General features: G+C 45.4%; 16 protein-coding genes. All 16 read right to left on the bottom strand.

Features of this window, described 5'->3' with window-relative positions:
- Window positions 1-9: 9 nt before the first annotated feature.
- Window positions 10-996: an ABC transporter permease gene (locus tag ACXHJ1_RS17490; RefSeq protein ID WP_016822216.1), complete on the bottom strand. Its 987-nt coding sequence runs from the start codon at window positions 994-996 to the stop codon at window positions 10-12.
- Window positions 993-2,510, bottom strand: coding sequence for a sugar ABC transporter ATP-binding protein (locus ACXHJ1_RS17485; RefSeq protein ID WP_457904966.1), 1,518 nt, complete (start codon window positions 2,508-2,510; stop codon window positions 993-995). Before ACXHJ1_RS17485 ends, ACXHJ1_RS17490 begins: the two co-directional genes overlap by 4 nt.
- Before the next feature lie 72 nt (window positions 2,511-2,582).
- On the bottom strand, window positions 2,583-3,698 hold the full coding sequence (locus ACXHJ1_RS17480; RefSeq protein WP_457904965.1) for a sugar ABC transporter substrate-binding protein: 1,116 nt from the start codon (window positions 3,696-3,698) through the stop codon (window positions 2,583-2,585).
- Between the two features lie 168 nt (window positions 3,699-3,866).
- A complete protein-coding gene (gene spoIVA, locus ACXHJ1_RS17475; protein WP_017427540.1) occupies window positions 3,867-5,345 on the bottom strand; it encodes a stage IV sporulation protein A in 1,479 nt (492 codons plus the stop codon).
- Window positions 5,346-5,769: 424 nt separating this feature from the next.
- Complete coding sequence (locus ACXHJ1_RS17470) at window positions 5,770-6,120, bottom strand: 2Fe-2S iron-sulfur cluster-binding protein (RefSeq protein WP_107733421.1); 351 nt, start codon at window positions 6,118-6,120, stop codon at window positions 5,770-5,772.
- 42 nt (window positions 6,121-6,162) lie between these two features.
- Window positions 6,163-6,813, bottom strand: coding sequence for a hypothetical protein (locus tag ACXHJ1_RS17465; protein ID WP_102999117.1), 651 nt, complete (start codon window positions 6,811-6,813; stop codon window positions 6,163-6,165).
- Window positions 6,814-6,991: 178 nt separating this feature from the next.
- Window positions 6,992-7,267 carry a stage VI sporulation protein F gene (locus tag ACXHJ1_RS17460; RefSeq protein WP_016822222.1) on the bottom strand — a complete coding sequence of 92 codons (276 nt, stop codon included), beginning with the start codon at window positions 7,265-7,267 and terminating at the stop codon, window positions 6,992-6,994.
- A 166-nt stretch (window positions 7,268-7,433) separates the two neighbouring features.
- The gene (locus ACXHJ1_RS17455) at window positions 7,434-8,474 is read right to left on the bottom strand and encodes an NAD(P)H-dependent glycerol-3-phosphate dehydrogenase (protein WP_457904964.1); all 1,041 of its coding nucleotides are present in this window, start codon (window positions 8,472-8,474) and stop codon (window positions 7,434-7,436) included.
- Window positions 8,467-9,075: a glycerol-3-phosphate 1-O-acyltransferase PlsY gene (gene plsY / locus ACXHJ1_RS17450; protein ID WP_013371697.1), complete on the bottom strand. Its 609-nt coding sequence runs from the start codon at window positions 9,073-9,075 to the stop codon at window positions 8,467-8,469. Before plsY ends, ACXHJ1_RS17455 begins: the two co-directional genes overlap by 8 nt.
- Window positions 9,076-9,086: 11 nt before the next feature.
- Window positions 9,087-10,409 (bottom strand): ribosome biogenesis GTPase Der, encoded by a 1,323-nt coding sequence (der, locus tag ACXHJ1_RS17445; protein WP_013371698.1) that lies wholly within the window; start codon window positions 10,407-10,409, stop codon window positions 9,087-9,089.
- Window positions 10,410-10,556: 147 nt separating this feature from the next.
- The gene (gene rpsA, locus ACXHJ1_RS17440) at window positions 10,557-11,783 is read right to left on the bottom strand and encodes a 30S ribosomal protein S1 (protein WP_013371699.1); all 1,227 of its coding nucleotides are present in this window, start codon (window positions 11,781-11,783) and stop codon (window positions 10,557-10,559) included.
- Between the two features lie 118 nt (window positions 11,784-11,901).
- Window positions 11,902-12,495: a lysophospholipid acyltransferase family protein gene (locus tag ACXHJ1_RS17435; protein WP_016822224.1), complete on the bottom strand. Its 594-nt coding sequence runs from the start codon at window positions 12,493-12,495 to the stop codon at window positions 11,902-11,904.
- Window positions 12,492-13,199: a (d)CMP kinase gene (gene cmk, locus ACXHJ1_RS17430; RefSeq protein WP_457904963.1), complete on the bottom strand. Its 708-nt coding sequence runs from the start codon at window positions 13,197-13,199 to the stop codon at window positions 12,492-12,494. Before cmk ends, ACXHJ1_RS17435 begins: the two co-directional genes overlap by 4 nt.
- 129 nt (window positions 13,200-13,328) lie before the next feature.
- Window positions 13,329-13,988: a flagellar brake protein gene (locus ACXHJ1_RS17425; RefSeq protein WP_016822226.1), complete on the bottom strand. Its 660-nt coding sequence runs from the start codon at window positions 13,986-13,988 to the stop codon at window positions 13,329-13,331.
- 165 nt (window positions 13,989-14,153) lie between these two features.
- Entirely contained in the window at window positions 14,154-15,539 is a 1,386-nt protein-coding gene (ypeB, locus tag ACXHJ1_RS17420; protein WP_457904962.1) for a germination protein YpeB, read from the bottom strand.
- 263 nt (window positions 15,540-15,802) lie between these two features.
- On the bottom strand, window positions 15,803-16,498 hold the full coding sequence (prsW, locus tag ACXHJ1_RS17415; protein ID WP_016822228.1) for a glutamic-type intramembrane protease PrsW: 696 nt from the start codon (window positions 16,496-16,498) through the stop codon (window positions 15,803-15,805).
- Window positions 16,499-16,507: the final 9 nt, after the last annotated feature.

Here is a 16,507-nt window from a genome sequence, read left to right as displayed (position 1 = left end):
CAGACAATTTCAAGTACGACGACGGTTCAGTACGTAAAAAGTAACAGCCAGCGCAAGCACCAGCACTACTCCTTTGACAATGTCATGGGCAAAATATTGCACATTCATCATGGTCAGTCCATTAACTAATACGCCGATTAACACCGCACCAATAAATGTACCAATAACATTGGGTTTACCCGCACCAAACACTGAAAAACCGACGAATACTGCAGCTACTGCCTCCATAAGTAAGGGAGAGCCAGCGTCAATTTGACCCGAGCCTACACGCGAGGCATATAAAATACCGGCAATTGCCGCAAATACGCCTGAAGCAATATAGGCCAGTGTACGGACCTTTTTTACCCGTATTCCTGACAGACGAGCAGCCTCCTCATTCCCGCCAGTTACATACATTTGACGCCCGTGCTTTGTGTAGGTCAAGAAAACATGCACCGCTGCCACAGCTAGCAACAGTAAAATAACCGAAATCGGGATACCCAACCATTTACCCTGCCCCAGTAAAAGAAATGCTGGAGATATCTCGCCTGGCGCCTTGCTGCCATCAGGAAACTGCATATGATTGTAGATGGTATAGCCTTGTGCGTACGTTTGGTGAATCCCGCTAACGATATACATAATGGCTAGAGTTGCGAGCAAATCGGGGATACGCAGTTTAATAATCAAAAGTGAATTCAACAGCCCAACCAAAGCTCCAACAATCAGAGATACAATAATAACCACTGCAACAGGCTGTTCATACCAGACCATCAACGAAGCTGAGACGACCGTCGTCAAGGATACCGTTGCACCAACCGACAGGTCAAAACCGTCTACAATAAGTGATAAAGTCACACCAATGGCCACGAAAGTCACAATCGCAATGGAGCCAAGAATATCCATCAAATTATCATACGTCCAGAAATAAGGTAATGTGGCTGAGAAAAACGCCAACACACCTATAATGACAACTACAGCACCGTATCGAAACGAGACATTTAACCATTTTTCCTTCATGAATGCACCTCTTCACCACCGCTGGCGTACAACAGAAGCTGTTCCTGTTCGACTTCGCCTCGCGCAAATTCCCTTATTATTTTACCGTCATACATGACTGCTATCCGATCACCAATGCCTATACCTTCCGCAAATTCACAGGTAAGATAAATGATTGCTTTTCCTTGTGCAGCCAATTCTCCGATGATACGGAAAATATCGCTTTTTGCCCCTATATCCACACCCTTGGTTGGCTCGTCAAAAACGAATACATCCGCACCCGAATGAAGCCATTTTCCTATCGCAACCTTTTGCTGATTCCCACCGCTCAAATACTTAACGTTCTGGCGCAGTGAAGGCGTCTTAATACCAAGAGAGGCGACAACCCCATTACCGTTATTACGTTCTTTATGCCGACTGATGAAACCCAGGACACTCAGCTTGCCCAAGAGCGGAAGACTAAGGTTTCGTTCCACGCTCTCCTCAATCAAGACCCCCTGCTTACGCCGCTCCTCGGGTATGGACACAATTCCTTGAGCTACCGCGTCCGCTGGCTCACGCATACGAATGAAGCGCCCCTTGAAGGTCAGCTCCCCCACATCGGGCTTGTCTGCCCCTGTAAGTAGTCGTGACAACTCCGTCTTGCCCGCACCGACCAAACCCACAATAGAGAGAATTTCACCGCGTCTGACGTGCAAATCAACGCCGTGAACTCGCAATCCTTTACGGAGTCCTCTTGCTTCCAATACCGTTTCACCAATAGGTACCTCTGTTTTCGGAAATTCCTCATCAAATGTTTTCCCAAGCATATACGTGATAATGTCGCCTACATTTAAATCAGAAGCAGGTCCCGAGAACACGCGCTCACCATCACGCATCACCGTAATACGGTCACTGTGCGCGATGACCTCCGGCAATCGGTGCGTGATGAGAATACATGCTACTCCCTCATCCTTGAGGGTATGAATGGTGCGGAACAAACGCCTCGTTTCTTCCTCGCTCAGCGGTGCCGTTGGCTCGTCAAAAATGATAGTATTCGCCCGCTGTGTCAAAATCCGTGCGATGAGTACAAGTTGCTTTTCTGCCAACGTCAATTCTGACACGTATCGTCGTACATCTATATCAACCTCCAGACGCACTAATGCCTCACGTGCTCGCCTGCGCATGGACGCTGGTGCAGCCCACCATCGACCATCAGGTGCAGACAAATCGTCCATTACAATATTTTCAGCGACGGTTAACTGAGGCACAAGTGCCGAATCGACTTCTTGATACACGCAGTGAATTCCGGCTCTTTTGGCTTCCCACGGTGAACGAATAATCAGCTCCTTGCCATCCACAACGATCGCTCCCTGATCGAAACGATAAGCACCTGACAAAATTTTCATTAATGTGCTTTTCCCTGCTCCGTTGGCACCTAGCAGAGCGTGAATTTCGCCACCCTGCACCGTAAAATCCACGGCTCTCAGCGCATCTACACCAGCAAACCGTTTGCTGATCTTCTTCATCTCCAATGTATATACTTGTGTACTCATGAATGTCCCCTCACTCCCGCTTATGATAAAAGCGCGCCGAAGCGCGCCTTTGCATTTGCGTTTGCATCCATTTTATTTGGACGTTTCATATTCCTTCATCCAATCCTTGTAGCCCTGCACACTCTTGCCCCATCCTTTCACAAATTGAGACAACTCGGATGTGGAAATTTGCTTATCTGGCAACTCTTCGCGCTGTACATATACTGCCTTCAGCACAACTTTCTCCTCAGGGTTATCCCCATGCAACTTCTGGTATGCATAGCGCACTTGTACGCGCCCGATATCTGTTGGATCTACGGCTGCTGAAGCCACCCACGGGTTTTTCGGGTCCTGAATCATTTGCAAATCTTCATCACTCATATCAATCCCATAAACTTTAATTTCCGTACGCCCAGCTTGTTGTATCGCACGAGCTGCACCTTTGGCAAATTCATCCCAAGCCGCCCACACTGCTGTAATTTCACCCTTAGGATATTGCTTTAGCACAGCTTCCATTTTGGCTTGCGTATCCAAAGCAGGATTCTGAGCCGAACCAAAAGTTGCAATCTCTTTAATATCTGGATTGGCTTTCAAAAATGCGTCATAAGCAACCTGACGGCGCTCCATTGGCGCAAACCCAGCAACCCATACCTTCACAATGTTTCCTTTGCCACCGATGTCCTTTTTCATTTGCTCAAGCGTCAGCTCTGCCATGCTTTGATCATCCTGTGAAAGCACTACCGCACCCGGAACATTGACCGCGGCATCGAACACGATAACCGGAATATTGCGGGAAATTGCTTTTTTAAGTCCTGGCTCCAGCAATGCGTCACCGTGGTCAGTCAAAATAACATCAAACTGCTGGTTAATCGCACTATCTAGCAAAGAAGCCATTTTAGCCTTATCGTTATTTGCAACAAACTTGGTCAGCGTACCGCCAAATTTCTTAACCTCATCTTCCACACCTTGAACATACTGCTGCGAAAACGTACCTGTATTAAACTCCATGATCAAAGCAACCCGTTTACCCTTTAGATTCGAACTATCTGTTTTTCCGTCTCCTGTACTCGTTCCTGCAGTGCTTGTCCCTTGAGCGCCGTTCTCTGTTTTCGGCGCGCCACATGCTGTGACCAGTATAATCAGCACCAGTAGCATGATGGCTCCGAGCCCTAGCTTCTTGTTTTTTTGGAGCCCTTTTTGGATATACATGATTTGTTTCCCCCTCGTTCGATCCACTAATATGTTTCAAATTTGATACTTAATATATCGCGTTAAACCAAGTATGTAAATAGGTTTTATTAAATATAAAAAAAATACCGCAAAGAGCAGTCAGCTCTCTACGGTTTTCCCCTTACATATTTTGGTTATGGCTTAGCCTTAAAGAATGATAGCAATAAGACCACCAGAACCTTCGTTAATAATGCGACCCAGCGTTTCTTGAAGCTTGTAGCGTGCATTGTCCGGCATCATGGCAATCTTGCCTTGAATACCTTCACGCACAATAGAATGCAGCGAACGTCCGAAAATGTCAGATTCCCAGATTTTGATTGGATCATTCTCAAAATCTTGCATCAGGTAGCGTACGAGCTCCTCACTTTGCTTCTCTGTTCCGATAATCGGAGCAAATTCCGATTCCACATCGACACGAATCATGTGAATGGAAGGGGCTGTCGCTTTAAGCCTCACGCCAAATCTTGTACCTTGTCGAATCAACTGCGGTTCGTCCAGTGCCATCTCGGCCAGTGACGGAGCTGCAATACCATAACCTGTTGTCTTGACCATTTCCAGAGCCTCGGCAAAGCGGTCATATTCACGTTTAGCGTGGGCAAAATCCTGCATCATTTGTAGCAAATGATCCTTGCCACGAATCTCTACCCCAACGACTTCAACCAAAATCTGGTCATACAGCTCATCAGGCGCATACAAATCAATTTCCGCTACGCCCTGCCCCATATTCATACCGCTTAATCCGGCTCTATCGATGAACTCATACTCCATAAACTGGCTGACCACCCGATCTACATCACGCAGGCGTCGAATATCTTTAACCGTATCACGAACGGAATTTTCATAGTTGCTACGCAGCCAGTGATTTTCGTTCAATACCATAACCCAGCTCGGCAGGTTCACATTCACCTCATGCACCGGGAATTCATACAATACTTCACGAAGTACACCCGTAACATCATCTTCCGTCATGGTCGCCGCGCTGAGTGTCATGACTGGAATATCATACTTGGCAGCCAGTTCACTGCGAAGTTGGAGTGTTTCATCACTGCGTGGATGCGTGGAGTTGATAACCAGAACAAATGGCTTGCCAACTTCCTTCAACTCTTCAATGACGCGTTCCTCCGACTCTACATAAGAGCTACGCGGGATTTCAGCAATGGTGCCGTCTGTGGTGACTACCACACCGAGTGTCGAATGTTCTTGAATAACCTTACGTGTACCGATTTCTGCCGCTTCCTGAAAAGGAATGGGTTCTTCAAACCATGGTGTAGAGATCATCCTTGGGCCATTTTCATCCTCGTAGCCTTTTGCACCTTCTACTGCATATCCCACACAGTCAACCAGACGTACATTCACGTCCAGTCCTTCCGTTACTTTGATCTGGACGGCATTATTCGGTACGAATTTAGGTTCCGTCGTCATGATCGTCTTCCCTGCCGCACTTTGCGGCAACTCGTCTACGGCGCGGGCACGGTCCGCCTCACTCGTAATGTTGGGCAGTACAATCGTTTCCATAAACCGCTTGATAAATGTTGATTTTCCTGTTCGGACTGCGCCGACGACCCCAAGATAGATGTCTCCTCCGGTGCGTTCGGCAATGTCTTTAAAAATGTCCACTTTCTCCAATGAAATCCCCTCCTCAAAAGTCTCCGAAGGAAAAATGCTTAAAGAGCATCCGCTTCGTGTTCAACCAACTGCTTGATCCCAGATGCGGCAGAACAGCCTTTAAAATGCCCGGAAGTCGTCCGCCGCCGAGATTCAGGAGACTGATGGAATCGGCGAAACGGCGTAAACTCGTACATGCATTTGGACTGATACCATCATATGTATCCCCTCCGTAAAATATGTTTAGTTTTTTAAAAATAGATTACGTCACCGTGATCATTGCAGGAACGATATTTTACGTTTGGGTCCACTCACCTAATATATGCACAGCAAGATTTCCCCATGACTTTGTTGCTAGACTTAAATAAAAAAAGGATATGTCTCTGACCGGTTCTAGCCGTTGAGAAATATCCTTTGTTTTTTGTTCTAATTATTAAAATTGATATTACCACAGTTCGTCATCCAGTGCCTGACGCTCCAGTTGCCGCCTAATAGCTGCCTTAAGTCTATCCTCCGGTATGGTTACCTCTACATCACCTTGAGCGCGGGCCTGACAGGATAAACGTATTCCTTCATTCAGTAAAGGTCCCAGCTTACGCTGTTCTGCATCATTAGGGTGACCTGCGAGCTCAGCCCGTTCCGGTGCTATCTGCACTTTACACATCAGACAGGCTGCTTTTCCATCACAACGAGTGGGAATATACACACCTGCTTTACGGGCAGCCTGGAGCAATGACGTGCCCTGACCGACTTGTACGCGCTTGCCTGACGGCTTGAACGTAATCTGCACATTCATGAACGGTCCTCCATTCACCTTTCCTCTTAATACGCACGCAACCTATATTTCATTACTCATCCCGATTATGGAGTGAAGTTCTGGCCAAGGGAGAAGCTCTATAAGCTTGCCCAACTGCTCCTTATTCCAAATGTTACGGACCAATAGCTGTGTTAGTACCCCTATGTGTTGTTGCGGGTCTCGCTTCATGACATCTGCAATCGCTTGATAGCGGTCAGGACGATTTCGCAACAGATTGAATAGCAACTCGTGACTGAGAGGCATCAAACGCAATGAGGTATTTTCCAGATCAAGCTGAATCCCAGCCGACCAGAGTAGCCGCTCGACCTCTAAGCGATATAAAGCTCCATCACATAAAACCTCAAATCCTCCCACCAATTCGACTGGAAATCCCTCCAGTTCATAGTGGCTTAGCAAAGAAACGTAAGATCCGCTACGGTCAACCTGCTGTTGATCTATACTCACACCTGGCGAGTGCGCGTGTAATAGCTTTGCGGCATGAATATCCGCATAAATATCAATGTCCCGAGGAAGACGATCCAGTTCAACTTCTTGCACAAGTAGTGCACAGCTTCCCCCCAGCATCCACGGAACCGACACCGCTGACCAGCTCTCAGTCAAGCTACCCAGCGCAACTGCCAGATCGTGAGGAAGCCTGTCCACTAACACTGATGATATTGCCTCCTTCAACATCGTTTCCTCCTTTGCTATCTTTCCACCCGTTTCCTGATGGGCATCATTATAACATGTTCGACATGGCAGTTCGACATTTTGTGTACTGAAAAAGCACTTTACTGCCTCAAAATATAAAAAAAACCGCGAACCTTCCCGGTTCACGGTGAATAAAACGAACCATCATACGGCCAGTGTTTTATTTTTTCATCATCATTTTCATTAACGCTTCCATATTGGAAGGATTCATTCCACTCTTTTTGACGGCTCCGACAATATCCCTGACTGTATCTTCCGATACCGGAATGTTAGCCATCGCAGACACCTGTTTTATAAGCTGACGCAACTGCGCTTCACTTTGAAGCGTGTCCGGCTTTACCGTGCCTGCCAGCTTTTTCACTGCATTTTCGGATATGTTTTTGCCGCCTTTTTTGTTAATGGCCTTCAATGCATCTTTCGGAAAGTTTTTACTCACAATCTCCCCTCCTCCGCCATTGCTCAACTCAGTCTATGAGTGACGGAGACAAAAGGTGATTAAGCATACAAAAGACATGCCAAACGCCTAACTAAAAAAGGCTATCTCATCGTAGAAAGATCTACTCATGAGACAACCTTTATACTTTAGAAGCCCCTCTGTACTCTTATGAATGCCATTGCTCCCAAGTTTGAAGCGGCATGACTTCCATCTCGGTTTTCGGATCGCGACCCATTAATGCCTCAACGGCTTTGCGGACGTCACGTCCTTCAAACAGCACTCCATACAACACCTCTGTAATAGGCATTTGCACACCCAATTTTTGTGAGATAGCGTATGCTGCTTTTGTCGTACGAATCCCCTCTACGACCATTCCCATAGATTCCAGTACGGCATCAAGCTGTTGGCCCTGTCCCAATAATGAACCTGCACGCCAGTTGCGGCTGTGACGACTCGTTGCAGTCACCACTAAATCGCCTATACCAGCGAGTCCGGCAAAGGTTAATGGATTAGCCCCCATCTCAACTCCGGCACGGGTAATCTCAGCCAAGCCACGGGTCAACAAAGCCGCTTTGGCATTATCACCGAAGCCAAGTCCATCCGACATTCCCGCGCCCAGTGCAATAATATTTTTTAAAGCACCGGACAGTTCTACACCGAGTAAATCACGGTTTGTATAGACGCGGAAATAGGAGTTCATGAACAGCCCCTGAGCAGCCTGAGCAGCCTTCTCATTGGAAGAAGCTACAACAACCGTTGTAGGACATTTCTTCACCACTTCCTCCGCATGACTCGGGCCTGACAGCACGGCAATATCATTCTCCGCGATTTCCAGCTCTTCCGAGATCACCGTGGACATACGCTTGAGTGTCTCTGTTTCAAAACCCTTAATGGCATGTACTACCAGCATATCCTTGGTGAAATGAGCCTTCAGACTACGTGCAACCTGCCGAGCGGCAGACGAAGGAGATACGATGATCACCGCTTTAGCTCCAGATACCGCAGTCTGCATATCCGTTGTAGCTGAAATGCGATCAGACAAAATAGAGCCTGGTAAATAATGCTCATTCGTATGTTTCTCATTGATCTCAGCAGCTTGTTGTTCGCTTCTCGTCCAGACAGAGACATCGTTGTTATTGGTCGCAAGTACGGAAGCTAAGGCTGTTCCCCAACTCCCTGCCACCAGCACAGCTATTTTCTCAGACAAGACGATCTCCTCCTTTGGAGCCAAGCTTATTCTCATTTCCCCGTGCCAACTTGACTATGTTAGTACGGTGTCTCCACACAGCGAACAGGCAAATGATTAGAGCCGTCCAAAATAACGGCCAAGCATAACCAAGTACGAGTAATATCCAAGGGGTCAAAATGACAAAAATTAGTGATCCCAGGGATACATAACGCGTTATTACGATCGCAAGTATCGCAATGATTCCGGCATATAATGCCGGCAGCAAGGCAAGAGATGCCAATACACCAATGGCAGTCGCAATCCCTTTGCCTCCGCGAAAGTGAAAATATACCGGCCAGTTATGGCCCGCAATCGCCGCAATGCCACACAAACCCGGTAACCAGGATGATTCTCCACCCAACCAGTGCCCTATCAGCACCGCAATAACCCCTTTAAGTACGTCCAGCAGCAGTACCAGAATAGCTGGGCCTTTTCCAAGCACGCGCAGCGTATTCGTCGCACCGGCATTGCCGCTTCCATGCTGGCGAATGTCGATTCCTTTTAATTTTCCATACAGCAAACTAAAGCTGACAGAGCCAAGCAAGTAACTGAGTACGATGGCAACGATCTGTAAAATCAACCTATTCGCTCCTAACTTTCGTCAGACTTGCGCCGTGTAAATATTCGAATTGGAGTTCCTTCAAAATTAAAGGCGGCGCGAATTTTGTTCTCCAGATAACGCTCATAAGAGAAGTGCATTATCTCTGGATCATTTACGAATACAACCATCGTAGGCGGTTTAACAGCAACCTGAGTCACATAGTTAATACGCAGACGACGGCCCTTGTCTGTTGGCGGTGGATTGATGGCAACCGCATCGGAAATGACATCGTTCAGCAGATGTGTCTGAATACGCATGACATGCTGCTGTGCCACATGCTGTACAACTGGAAGCAACTTTTGCAGACGTTGCTTTGTCTTTGCAGACAAGAACACAATCGGAGCATAGGTCATGAACAGAAAGTGGTCACGGATTTTAGTCTCAAACTGATGCATCGTCTTATCGTCTTTATCTACGACATCCCATTTATTAACAACAAACAACGAGGCTTTACCCGCTTCATAAGCATAGCCAGCAATGTGTTTATCCTGCTCAATAATGCCTTCCTCGCCGTTAATAACGACCAGTACAACATCTGCACGCTCAATCGCACGCATCGCACGCATTACACTATATTTTTCTGTCGTTTCGTATACTTTACCACGTTTACGCATACCTGCCGTATCAATCAGTACATACTTTTGACCGTCTTTTTCAAAAGGCGTGTCAATTGCATCACGCGTTGTACCAGCAATGTCACTAACGATAACCCGTTCTTCTCCTAGAATGGCATTAACGAGTGAAGATTTACCTACATTCGGACGTCCGATCAAAGCGACACGTATAACGTCTTCATCATAATGATCTTCTTCTAGTTCAGGTAAATTGGACGTAATTGCATCCAACAGATCACCGATCCCTGTACCATGACTACCAGAAACAGCAATTGGATCACCAAATCCATAAGAATAAAACTCATAGATCAGATCAGCGCGACTGAGGTTGTCCACCTTGTTTACTGCTACGATGATCGGTTTACCCGAACGATACAGCATTTGAGCTACCTCTTCATCCGCTTGCGTTATTCCTGCTTTTGCATCGCTCATGAATACAATAACATCTGCTTCTTCTATTGCAAGTTCGGCCTGCATACGGATGGACTTCAAAATAACATCCTCACCATCAATCTCAATGCCGCCGGTGTCAATAATACTGAAGGATTTACCATTCCACTCCGATATACCGTAAATACGGTCACGAGTGATTCCCGGTTTATCTTCCACGATGGACAGACGATCCCCGATAATCCGATTAAAAATCGTGGACTTACCCACATTCGGACGACCAACGATAGCCACAACGGGTCTTGCCATAAATTCACTCCTCCTGTCAATTCTTCCGCTATCATCATAGCAAAAAACATACCTATTGGCGATATAGTGACGTAACAACAATCGGCGAACCCTCTGGGTCCGCCGATGGTGTACGTTATGCTTATTATAAAATGTATTGATTTAAACTCATTTAAATTTGTTCAGCTTATCACCAAAACGCTCGCCAAGCGTAATGCTCAGTCCGGAGTTGTTGAGGGAAACGTTAGGATTATTCAGTTCCTCACGAGGTGCGCGAGATGCACGTGGTGCTCTTTCTGCTTTTGGAGCAGCTTCCGGAGCTTCCTCAGTTTCTTTAATGCTCAGACTAACACGTTTTTCGGAAGGATTCATTTCAAGAATTTTAACTTTAACTTCTTGTCCTTCTTCCAGAACTTCTTGTGGAGTTCCAATGTGTTTGTGGGAAATTTGAGAAATATGAACCAAACCTTCCACACCAGGAGCGATTTCAACGAATGCACCGAAGTTAACCAGACGTTTAACAACACCAGTTACGATGTCATTGTTATTGAATTGTCCAGCAGCCGATTCCCAAGGACCAGGCTGTGCAGCTTTCATGCTCAGGCTGATTTTTCCTTTTTCAGGATCTACTTTCAAGACTTTCACTTTCACTTGATCTCCTTCGGAAACAGCATCAGAAGGCTTATCAACATGAGTCCAAGCAATTTCAGATACGTGAACCAGACCATCTACTCCGCCAACATCTACGAAAGCACCAAACTGAGTAAGACGTTGAACCGTACCAACGATTTCTTGTCCTTCTTTCAGCTCAGCCATTACTTTAAGCTTGTTAGCTTCAAATTCTGCTTCCAGAACGTCTTTTTGGGAAAGGATCACTTTGTTGTTTTCACGATCCAGTTCTTTTACAACAACACGCAATGTGCGACCTTTGTAATCACTGAAATCTTCAACAAAATGGCGTTCTACCATGGATGCAGGGATGAATCCGCGCAGACCCACGTCTACTACGATGCCGCCTTTAACAACATCATTCACAACAACTTCAAATACTTCTTTGCTTTCGAACAGTTGCTCCAACTTTTCCCAAGCATTTTCACTGTCGATTGCACGTTTGGACAGAACAAGTTTTTCCTTGCCGTCGTCGATGCTGATAATTCTAGCTTCAACTTCTTGGCCTACTTGTACTGCTTCTTCTGCATTGTCCAGACCAGAAGACAATTCGCGAATTGGAATAACTCCATCGTATTTATATCCAATGCTTACTACCGCTTGGTTATCTTCCAATTTCACAATTGTACCCTTAACGGTGTCACCTTTTTTCAGGGAAACGATTTGATCGAGCTCGTCTTGATTTGCCGCTTCAGCAGCTTCTTGATTTTTAATTTCTTCCGACATGTCAATACCCTCCTCAATTCAAAAAAACCATTTATTTAAACCTGCGCATAGCAGAGTTCAAAACAAAATACATTTTTGTTCTAGTTTTCCAAGCTTAGACACAATTCATGCAAGCCGTTCAATCATTCGTAGGCTTACCCGTTTCCTTCATTGTGCGAATACGTGACATAATTGCTTCTGTTGCCAGTTCAAGAGGATCTCCTTCGACATCGGTACCCTTTTGGTAAGCGTCCAAATTAACAGGTTTACCGTATATCACTTTCGTTTTACGGAAAAGCTTGTAATCACCAATAATGGCGACCGGAACGGCAGCCGCTCCACTACGCAGTGCAAAACTGGCAGCACCCTTTTTACCAATTCCCCCAGCTCCTCTGGAGCCTTCGGGAAAAATCCCCATAACCTTACCTTCACGCAAAATGTTCAATGCCAGCTTAATGGATTCCTTACTCACACCACCACGTTTGACTGGAAAAGCTCCCAGTTTGTCGATCAGTGGTCCCAGTACAGGAACATTAAACAGCTCTGCTTTGGCCATAAAGTGAACCTTGCGCTTCAGCAAAATGCCAACTGTAGGAGGGTCAAGATTACTAATATGATTAGAACACAACAGCACTCCACCCTCAGCAGGAACATTTTCCCTGCCTACCGCCTCAAGCCTAAACAGAACGCGGTAAATGAGACGCAAAATACTGGCGCATACAGTATATATCATTGGCTGATCTCTCCATCCTTCTCCGTTAAGCAATAAGATACGATCGTATCTACGACATCCTGGATGCCCATATGAGTCGTATCAAGCACGATGGCGTCCTCACTGCAACGAAGCGGGGATACCTCCCTCTCCTCATCAAACTTATCACGTGCCGCAATGTCACGTTCAAGCTGTTCCAGAGTGATATCATCAGTTTCGCTCAGTTCTTTAAAACGACGTGAGGCACGTTCCTGAACACTTGCGGTCATGAACACTTTGACTTCCGCATCGGGAAGCACAGTTGTTCCAATATCGCGTCCGTCCATGACGACACCTTTACGCGCAGCCATTTCACGCTGGTATTCGGTCAAGCGTGTACGTAAACCAGCAATACTCGAATACTGTGACACATTGCTAGTCACTTCCATCGAACGAATCACAGTGGTTACATCTTCCCCGTTACAATAAACCTTTTGGCCTGTGGGGTCCGGTACTAATTCAATCACCAGCTCAGGTACATGCTCAAGCACTTTTTGTACATTTTCTGCAGGAATTTCTTTGCACATCATGTACCATGTTGCTGCTCGATACATGGCTCCGGTATCTACATATACATAGGAAAGTGCTTTCGCCACCAAGCGGGCCACTGTACTTTTCCCTGCGCCAGCAGGTCCATCAATGGCTACATTTATTTTGTTAATTGAAGATGCATGTTGCCTTGCCAACAGGGAATTCCTCCTAACCTAACCTCAAGAAAAAAGCAGGCATTGCCTGCGACGTGAAAATTATACCACACATTTATAGGCGATGCAAAATAAGCGACAGGTTTACTAAAAAAGAAAAGCTTCGGATGTTTACGATTTCCCCCGGAACTCCAACTGTCTTTCAAAACAATATTTAATCAGTTTTTGGCGCTCCTGGTCAGCGATTTTCTCATATTTCAACATAATGAGTTTGCGGCCATTTTCCATCTGCTGAATGCGTACAATTTCGGATTGGAACGGAACATGTTCTTGAGTGCCGTTTTTATATGGAACCAAAATCCAGCAAGACAATGATTCTCCTTCTTCAAGATGATGTGAACCCTGAGTCTGAAAAGATACGCCTCCACCTCCTACATCATGCGTCTCTGCTACAAATCTAGATTCGTTTGCACCATGTTTAACCGCAATTTCCAAGTTGGCCTTTACCCTGAGAAAGTTTCGACGCTGAATTTTGCTGATGCTGTCGGGAGCAGGCTTGTGAATGCGAATCATCCGAAGGACGTCTTCTTTAAAGCCTGTAACGTGGGTATTAAAATAGTTTTTAATCCCACCCTCGCTCATAAAAAATATAGACAGTTCTTCCCCAAGAAACAGCTTTTTCAAATGCCCGCTTGTTTGTGACATGGGAATTTCGATTAGAAAGTTCTGTGGGTCCTCTTCCGCAATACGTGACTTATATTCAAAAGATTCCTCCTTCTGATCGGTACCAGCAACTTGTATGTATAACACATCGTTAATTTTCGGAAACAAACGATTCACCATCCTTGTCCATTCAAAACTATAATTAAGGTATATAATACCACGACTTTGTGCCTATATTAAGCATTATATTTGCTAGAACCATGACTAAAGCACAAAAAACCTCCTTAATAAAGGAGGTTTAGAGTGACTATAGATTCATTTTAGTGTAATCAACTAGGCATTACTTGCCGTAACTTGTGGTTCATCTGAATCTTTTACCTGTTCAATCGTTTCTTCCATTCCCGTGTTCGCGTTAATGTAAATTCGATAAATGGAACCGTTGATTTTACCGCCAAATTCATAGCACAGAACTTCATTTGACAGTTCATTTTCAATTAGTGCTTTGCGGTGGTAAGTTTCGCGAAACTCAGGATTCAACTTCGCTCGTGCTTCATTCAAATTCAATTTTGCCTGAGGAATGCGACGGAGGTGACTGTGCTCATAGACATAATCGCTGCATTGGAAACCAATCACTTGTCCGTTATCCAAGCCTGATCTGACTGTGATTTTTTCTGGATAGATAATCACATCCCCTTGTTGGCTTGCAAATGTAATGTTGGCTAAATTCCCGCTTTCATCATATGCTACGGGCTTCATTCCTTTGTAGCCCTTTTGTTCAAGATACTCCCTTGCATAGCGAACCGCTTCATTACGAGTTGCTTTTTTAGGACCTACTGTTCTCATGTCATGATAAGAAATGAGCTTGCCGCCCTTTTTCGTAAAATCCATCGTGGCTACAGGCTGTTGCTTATTTAACAGCGTAGCCGTATAAGACGCCCATTCTGTTCCTTTGCCATTTTCGTTCACACGAATCTGACTTTCTGGTTTTCCTGTAAATTCAGCGGCATTACGCTTAATTTGTCCAGCATCCACCGCCGGGAGACTCAACTTTTTCACTGAGCGCTTATCATAAATGCTCGCAACAGACGGTCCCCAATCCAATTCTTTGTAGTTCTCTACTTTTTTGTCCACGGTTTTGAAGCCATCAATAATGGTGTTGTCCTTCGGTCCAGTTTGAGAACCTGCCGCCATATCAACATCCATCCAGCGCAAGTTTTTGCTAATGACCTTTTGCTGCACCTCATGCATGTTTTTCGAAATTTCCTTGGAATTGTTATATAACGTTTTTAGATTCGAAATTTCTTTCTCGTTTAAAGGCTCGTGATCCAGATCACGAACAGCGGTCTGATACGAGAATGCAGATAGATGTGACAGCAAATCTTTAGCATGATTAAAAGGCATTACATTGAGAGGCAACTGATTAACCTCGTTTTGGGCTTCACTTGCAATCCTCCACACGTTCATCAAGCATTTGCGGTGCATCGCGTGTGAAGTAGTATGGACAGCAACCGCGTTACCGAGTTGGGAATGCAGCTGATCCATATGAAACGACAAATCATGAAATGCACGCTGGTATTGATTTTCCGCTTTAATCGACATGCTATTTGCCTGAGAAGACACCTCTTTTCTCATCTGGTTTTGCTGATAACCCCACACAAATGCTCCTATCATAATCAGGGTAACCACCGGGAACAATACGGCACTAAGTCGTTTATACATATTGGGAGTCTCCTTTCTTCAAATACACTACCGATAGTGTGACAAGAAGAAAGCTCTCTTATGCATGGTTTTCCATGACTTCAACAATAAACTCACAGTTATCGCAAATACAGCGTTTAAAGCCGGTCTGAATCTGTCCTTGCTCCATTCGCCCTCTCAGTACAAAGCGTTCTCCGCATCTTTTACAATGAATTCTTACTTTTATACGCAAAAAAGACACCTCTTTCTCTAACAGGTTTGTCAGATCAGTGTGTCCCATTTCGTTACATATTAACCTTTTCTTCCCGTTTTAACATTCGAAAAGGAGAACGGTTATTCGCTCGACTGATTTTTGCCATCCCTCCATACCATAGAAATGCCATCAGCGGAATGATAAACCAGATCCAGTCGTGTGAAAATTTCGTCAAAATTAAATCATACACTCCATGCCAAAACCATGGAAGCACTAATGACAGAAGCAGCATATATTTACTCTTCAGGTCTTTCGAAAACTTGGCTTTCCCCATATAGTAGCCCATCATAACGCCAAACATCGCATGACCGGATACCGGTAGCAACGATCTCATTAACATCATGCTGATCGAAGCATGCCCCGCCCAGGCATATAACAGATTTTCAACTGTGGCAAACCCGAGTGAGACTGCGGCCGCATACAATATACCATCATAAGGCTCGTCGAACTCCGTATGGTTATAGATGATGTGATACAGCAGGAACCATTTAAAAAACTCTTCCACTCCAGCGGAAATACCAAACACCTGAATTAAAGTGTCATCTCCTAGCCAAAGCAGCAACCCACGTTGAAAAATCATGACCGGAAGCACCACCAAAAAACCGAGCAAAAATACTTTAATAACCATGTGCAGAGGCTCCGAATCATATCGATCCTTTAAGTAAAAATACATCAATAAGGCGAGACCCGGCGCTGTAGCTGCCGCTAAAACAGAAAACAGAAGCACCGATCATCC

Source organism: Paenibacillus sp. ALE2 (genome assembly GCF_054113385.1).
The sequence above is the reverse complement of the archived record's forward strand: the minus strand, read 5'-3'. Positions and strand labels throughout refer to the sequence as shown.

What these genes read in the sequence shown, in the direction of transcription:
- ACXHJ1_RS17490 (WP_016822216.1), bottom strand. Translation starts at nt 996, where the DNA reads ATGAAGGAAAAATGGTTAAATGTCTCGTTTCGATACGGTGCTGTAGTT.
- ACXHJ1_RS17485 (WP_457904966.1), bottom strand. Translation starts at nt 2,510, where the DNA reads ATGAGTACACAAGTATATACATTGGAGATGAAGAAGATCAGCAAACGG.
- ACXHJ1_RS17480 (WP_457904965.1), bottom strand. Translation starts at nt 3,698, where the DNA reads ATGTATATCCAAAAAGGGCTCCAAAAAAACAAGAAGCTAGGGCTCGGA.
- ACXHJ1_RS17470 (WP_107733421.1), bottom strand. Translation starts at nt 6,120, where the DNA reads ATGAATGTGCAGATTACGTTCAAGCCGTCAGGCAAGCGCGTACAAGTC.
- ACXHJ1_RS17465 (WP_102999117.1), bottom strand. Translation starts at nt 6,813, where the DNA reads ATGTTGAAGGAGGCAATATCATCAGTGTTAGTGGACAGGCTTCCTCAC.
- der (WP_013371698.1), bottom strand. Translation starts at nt 10,409, where the DNA reads ATGGCAAGACCCGTTGTGGCTATCGTTGGTCGTCCGAATGTGGGTAAG.
- rpsA (WP_013371699.1), bottom strand. Translation starts at nt 11,783, where the DNA reads ATGTCGGAAGAAATTAAAAATCAAGAAGCTGCTGAAGCGGCAAATCAA.
- ACXHJ1_RS17435 (WP_016822224.1), bottom strand. Translation starts at nt 12,495, where the DNA reads ATGATATATACTGTATGCGCCAGTATTTTGCGTCTCATTTACCGCGTT.
- ypeB (WP_457904962.1), bottom strand. Translation starts at nt 15,539, where the DNA reads ATGTATAAACGACTTAGTGCCGTATTGTTCCCGGTGGTTACCCTGATT.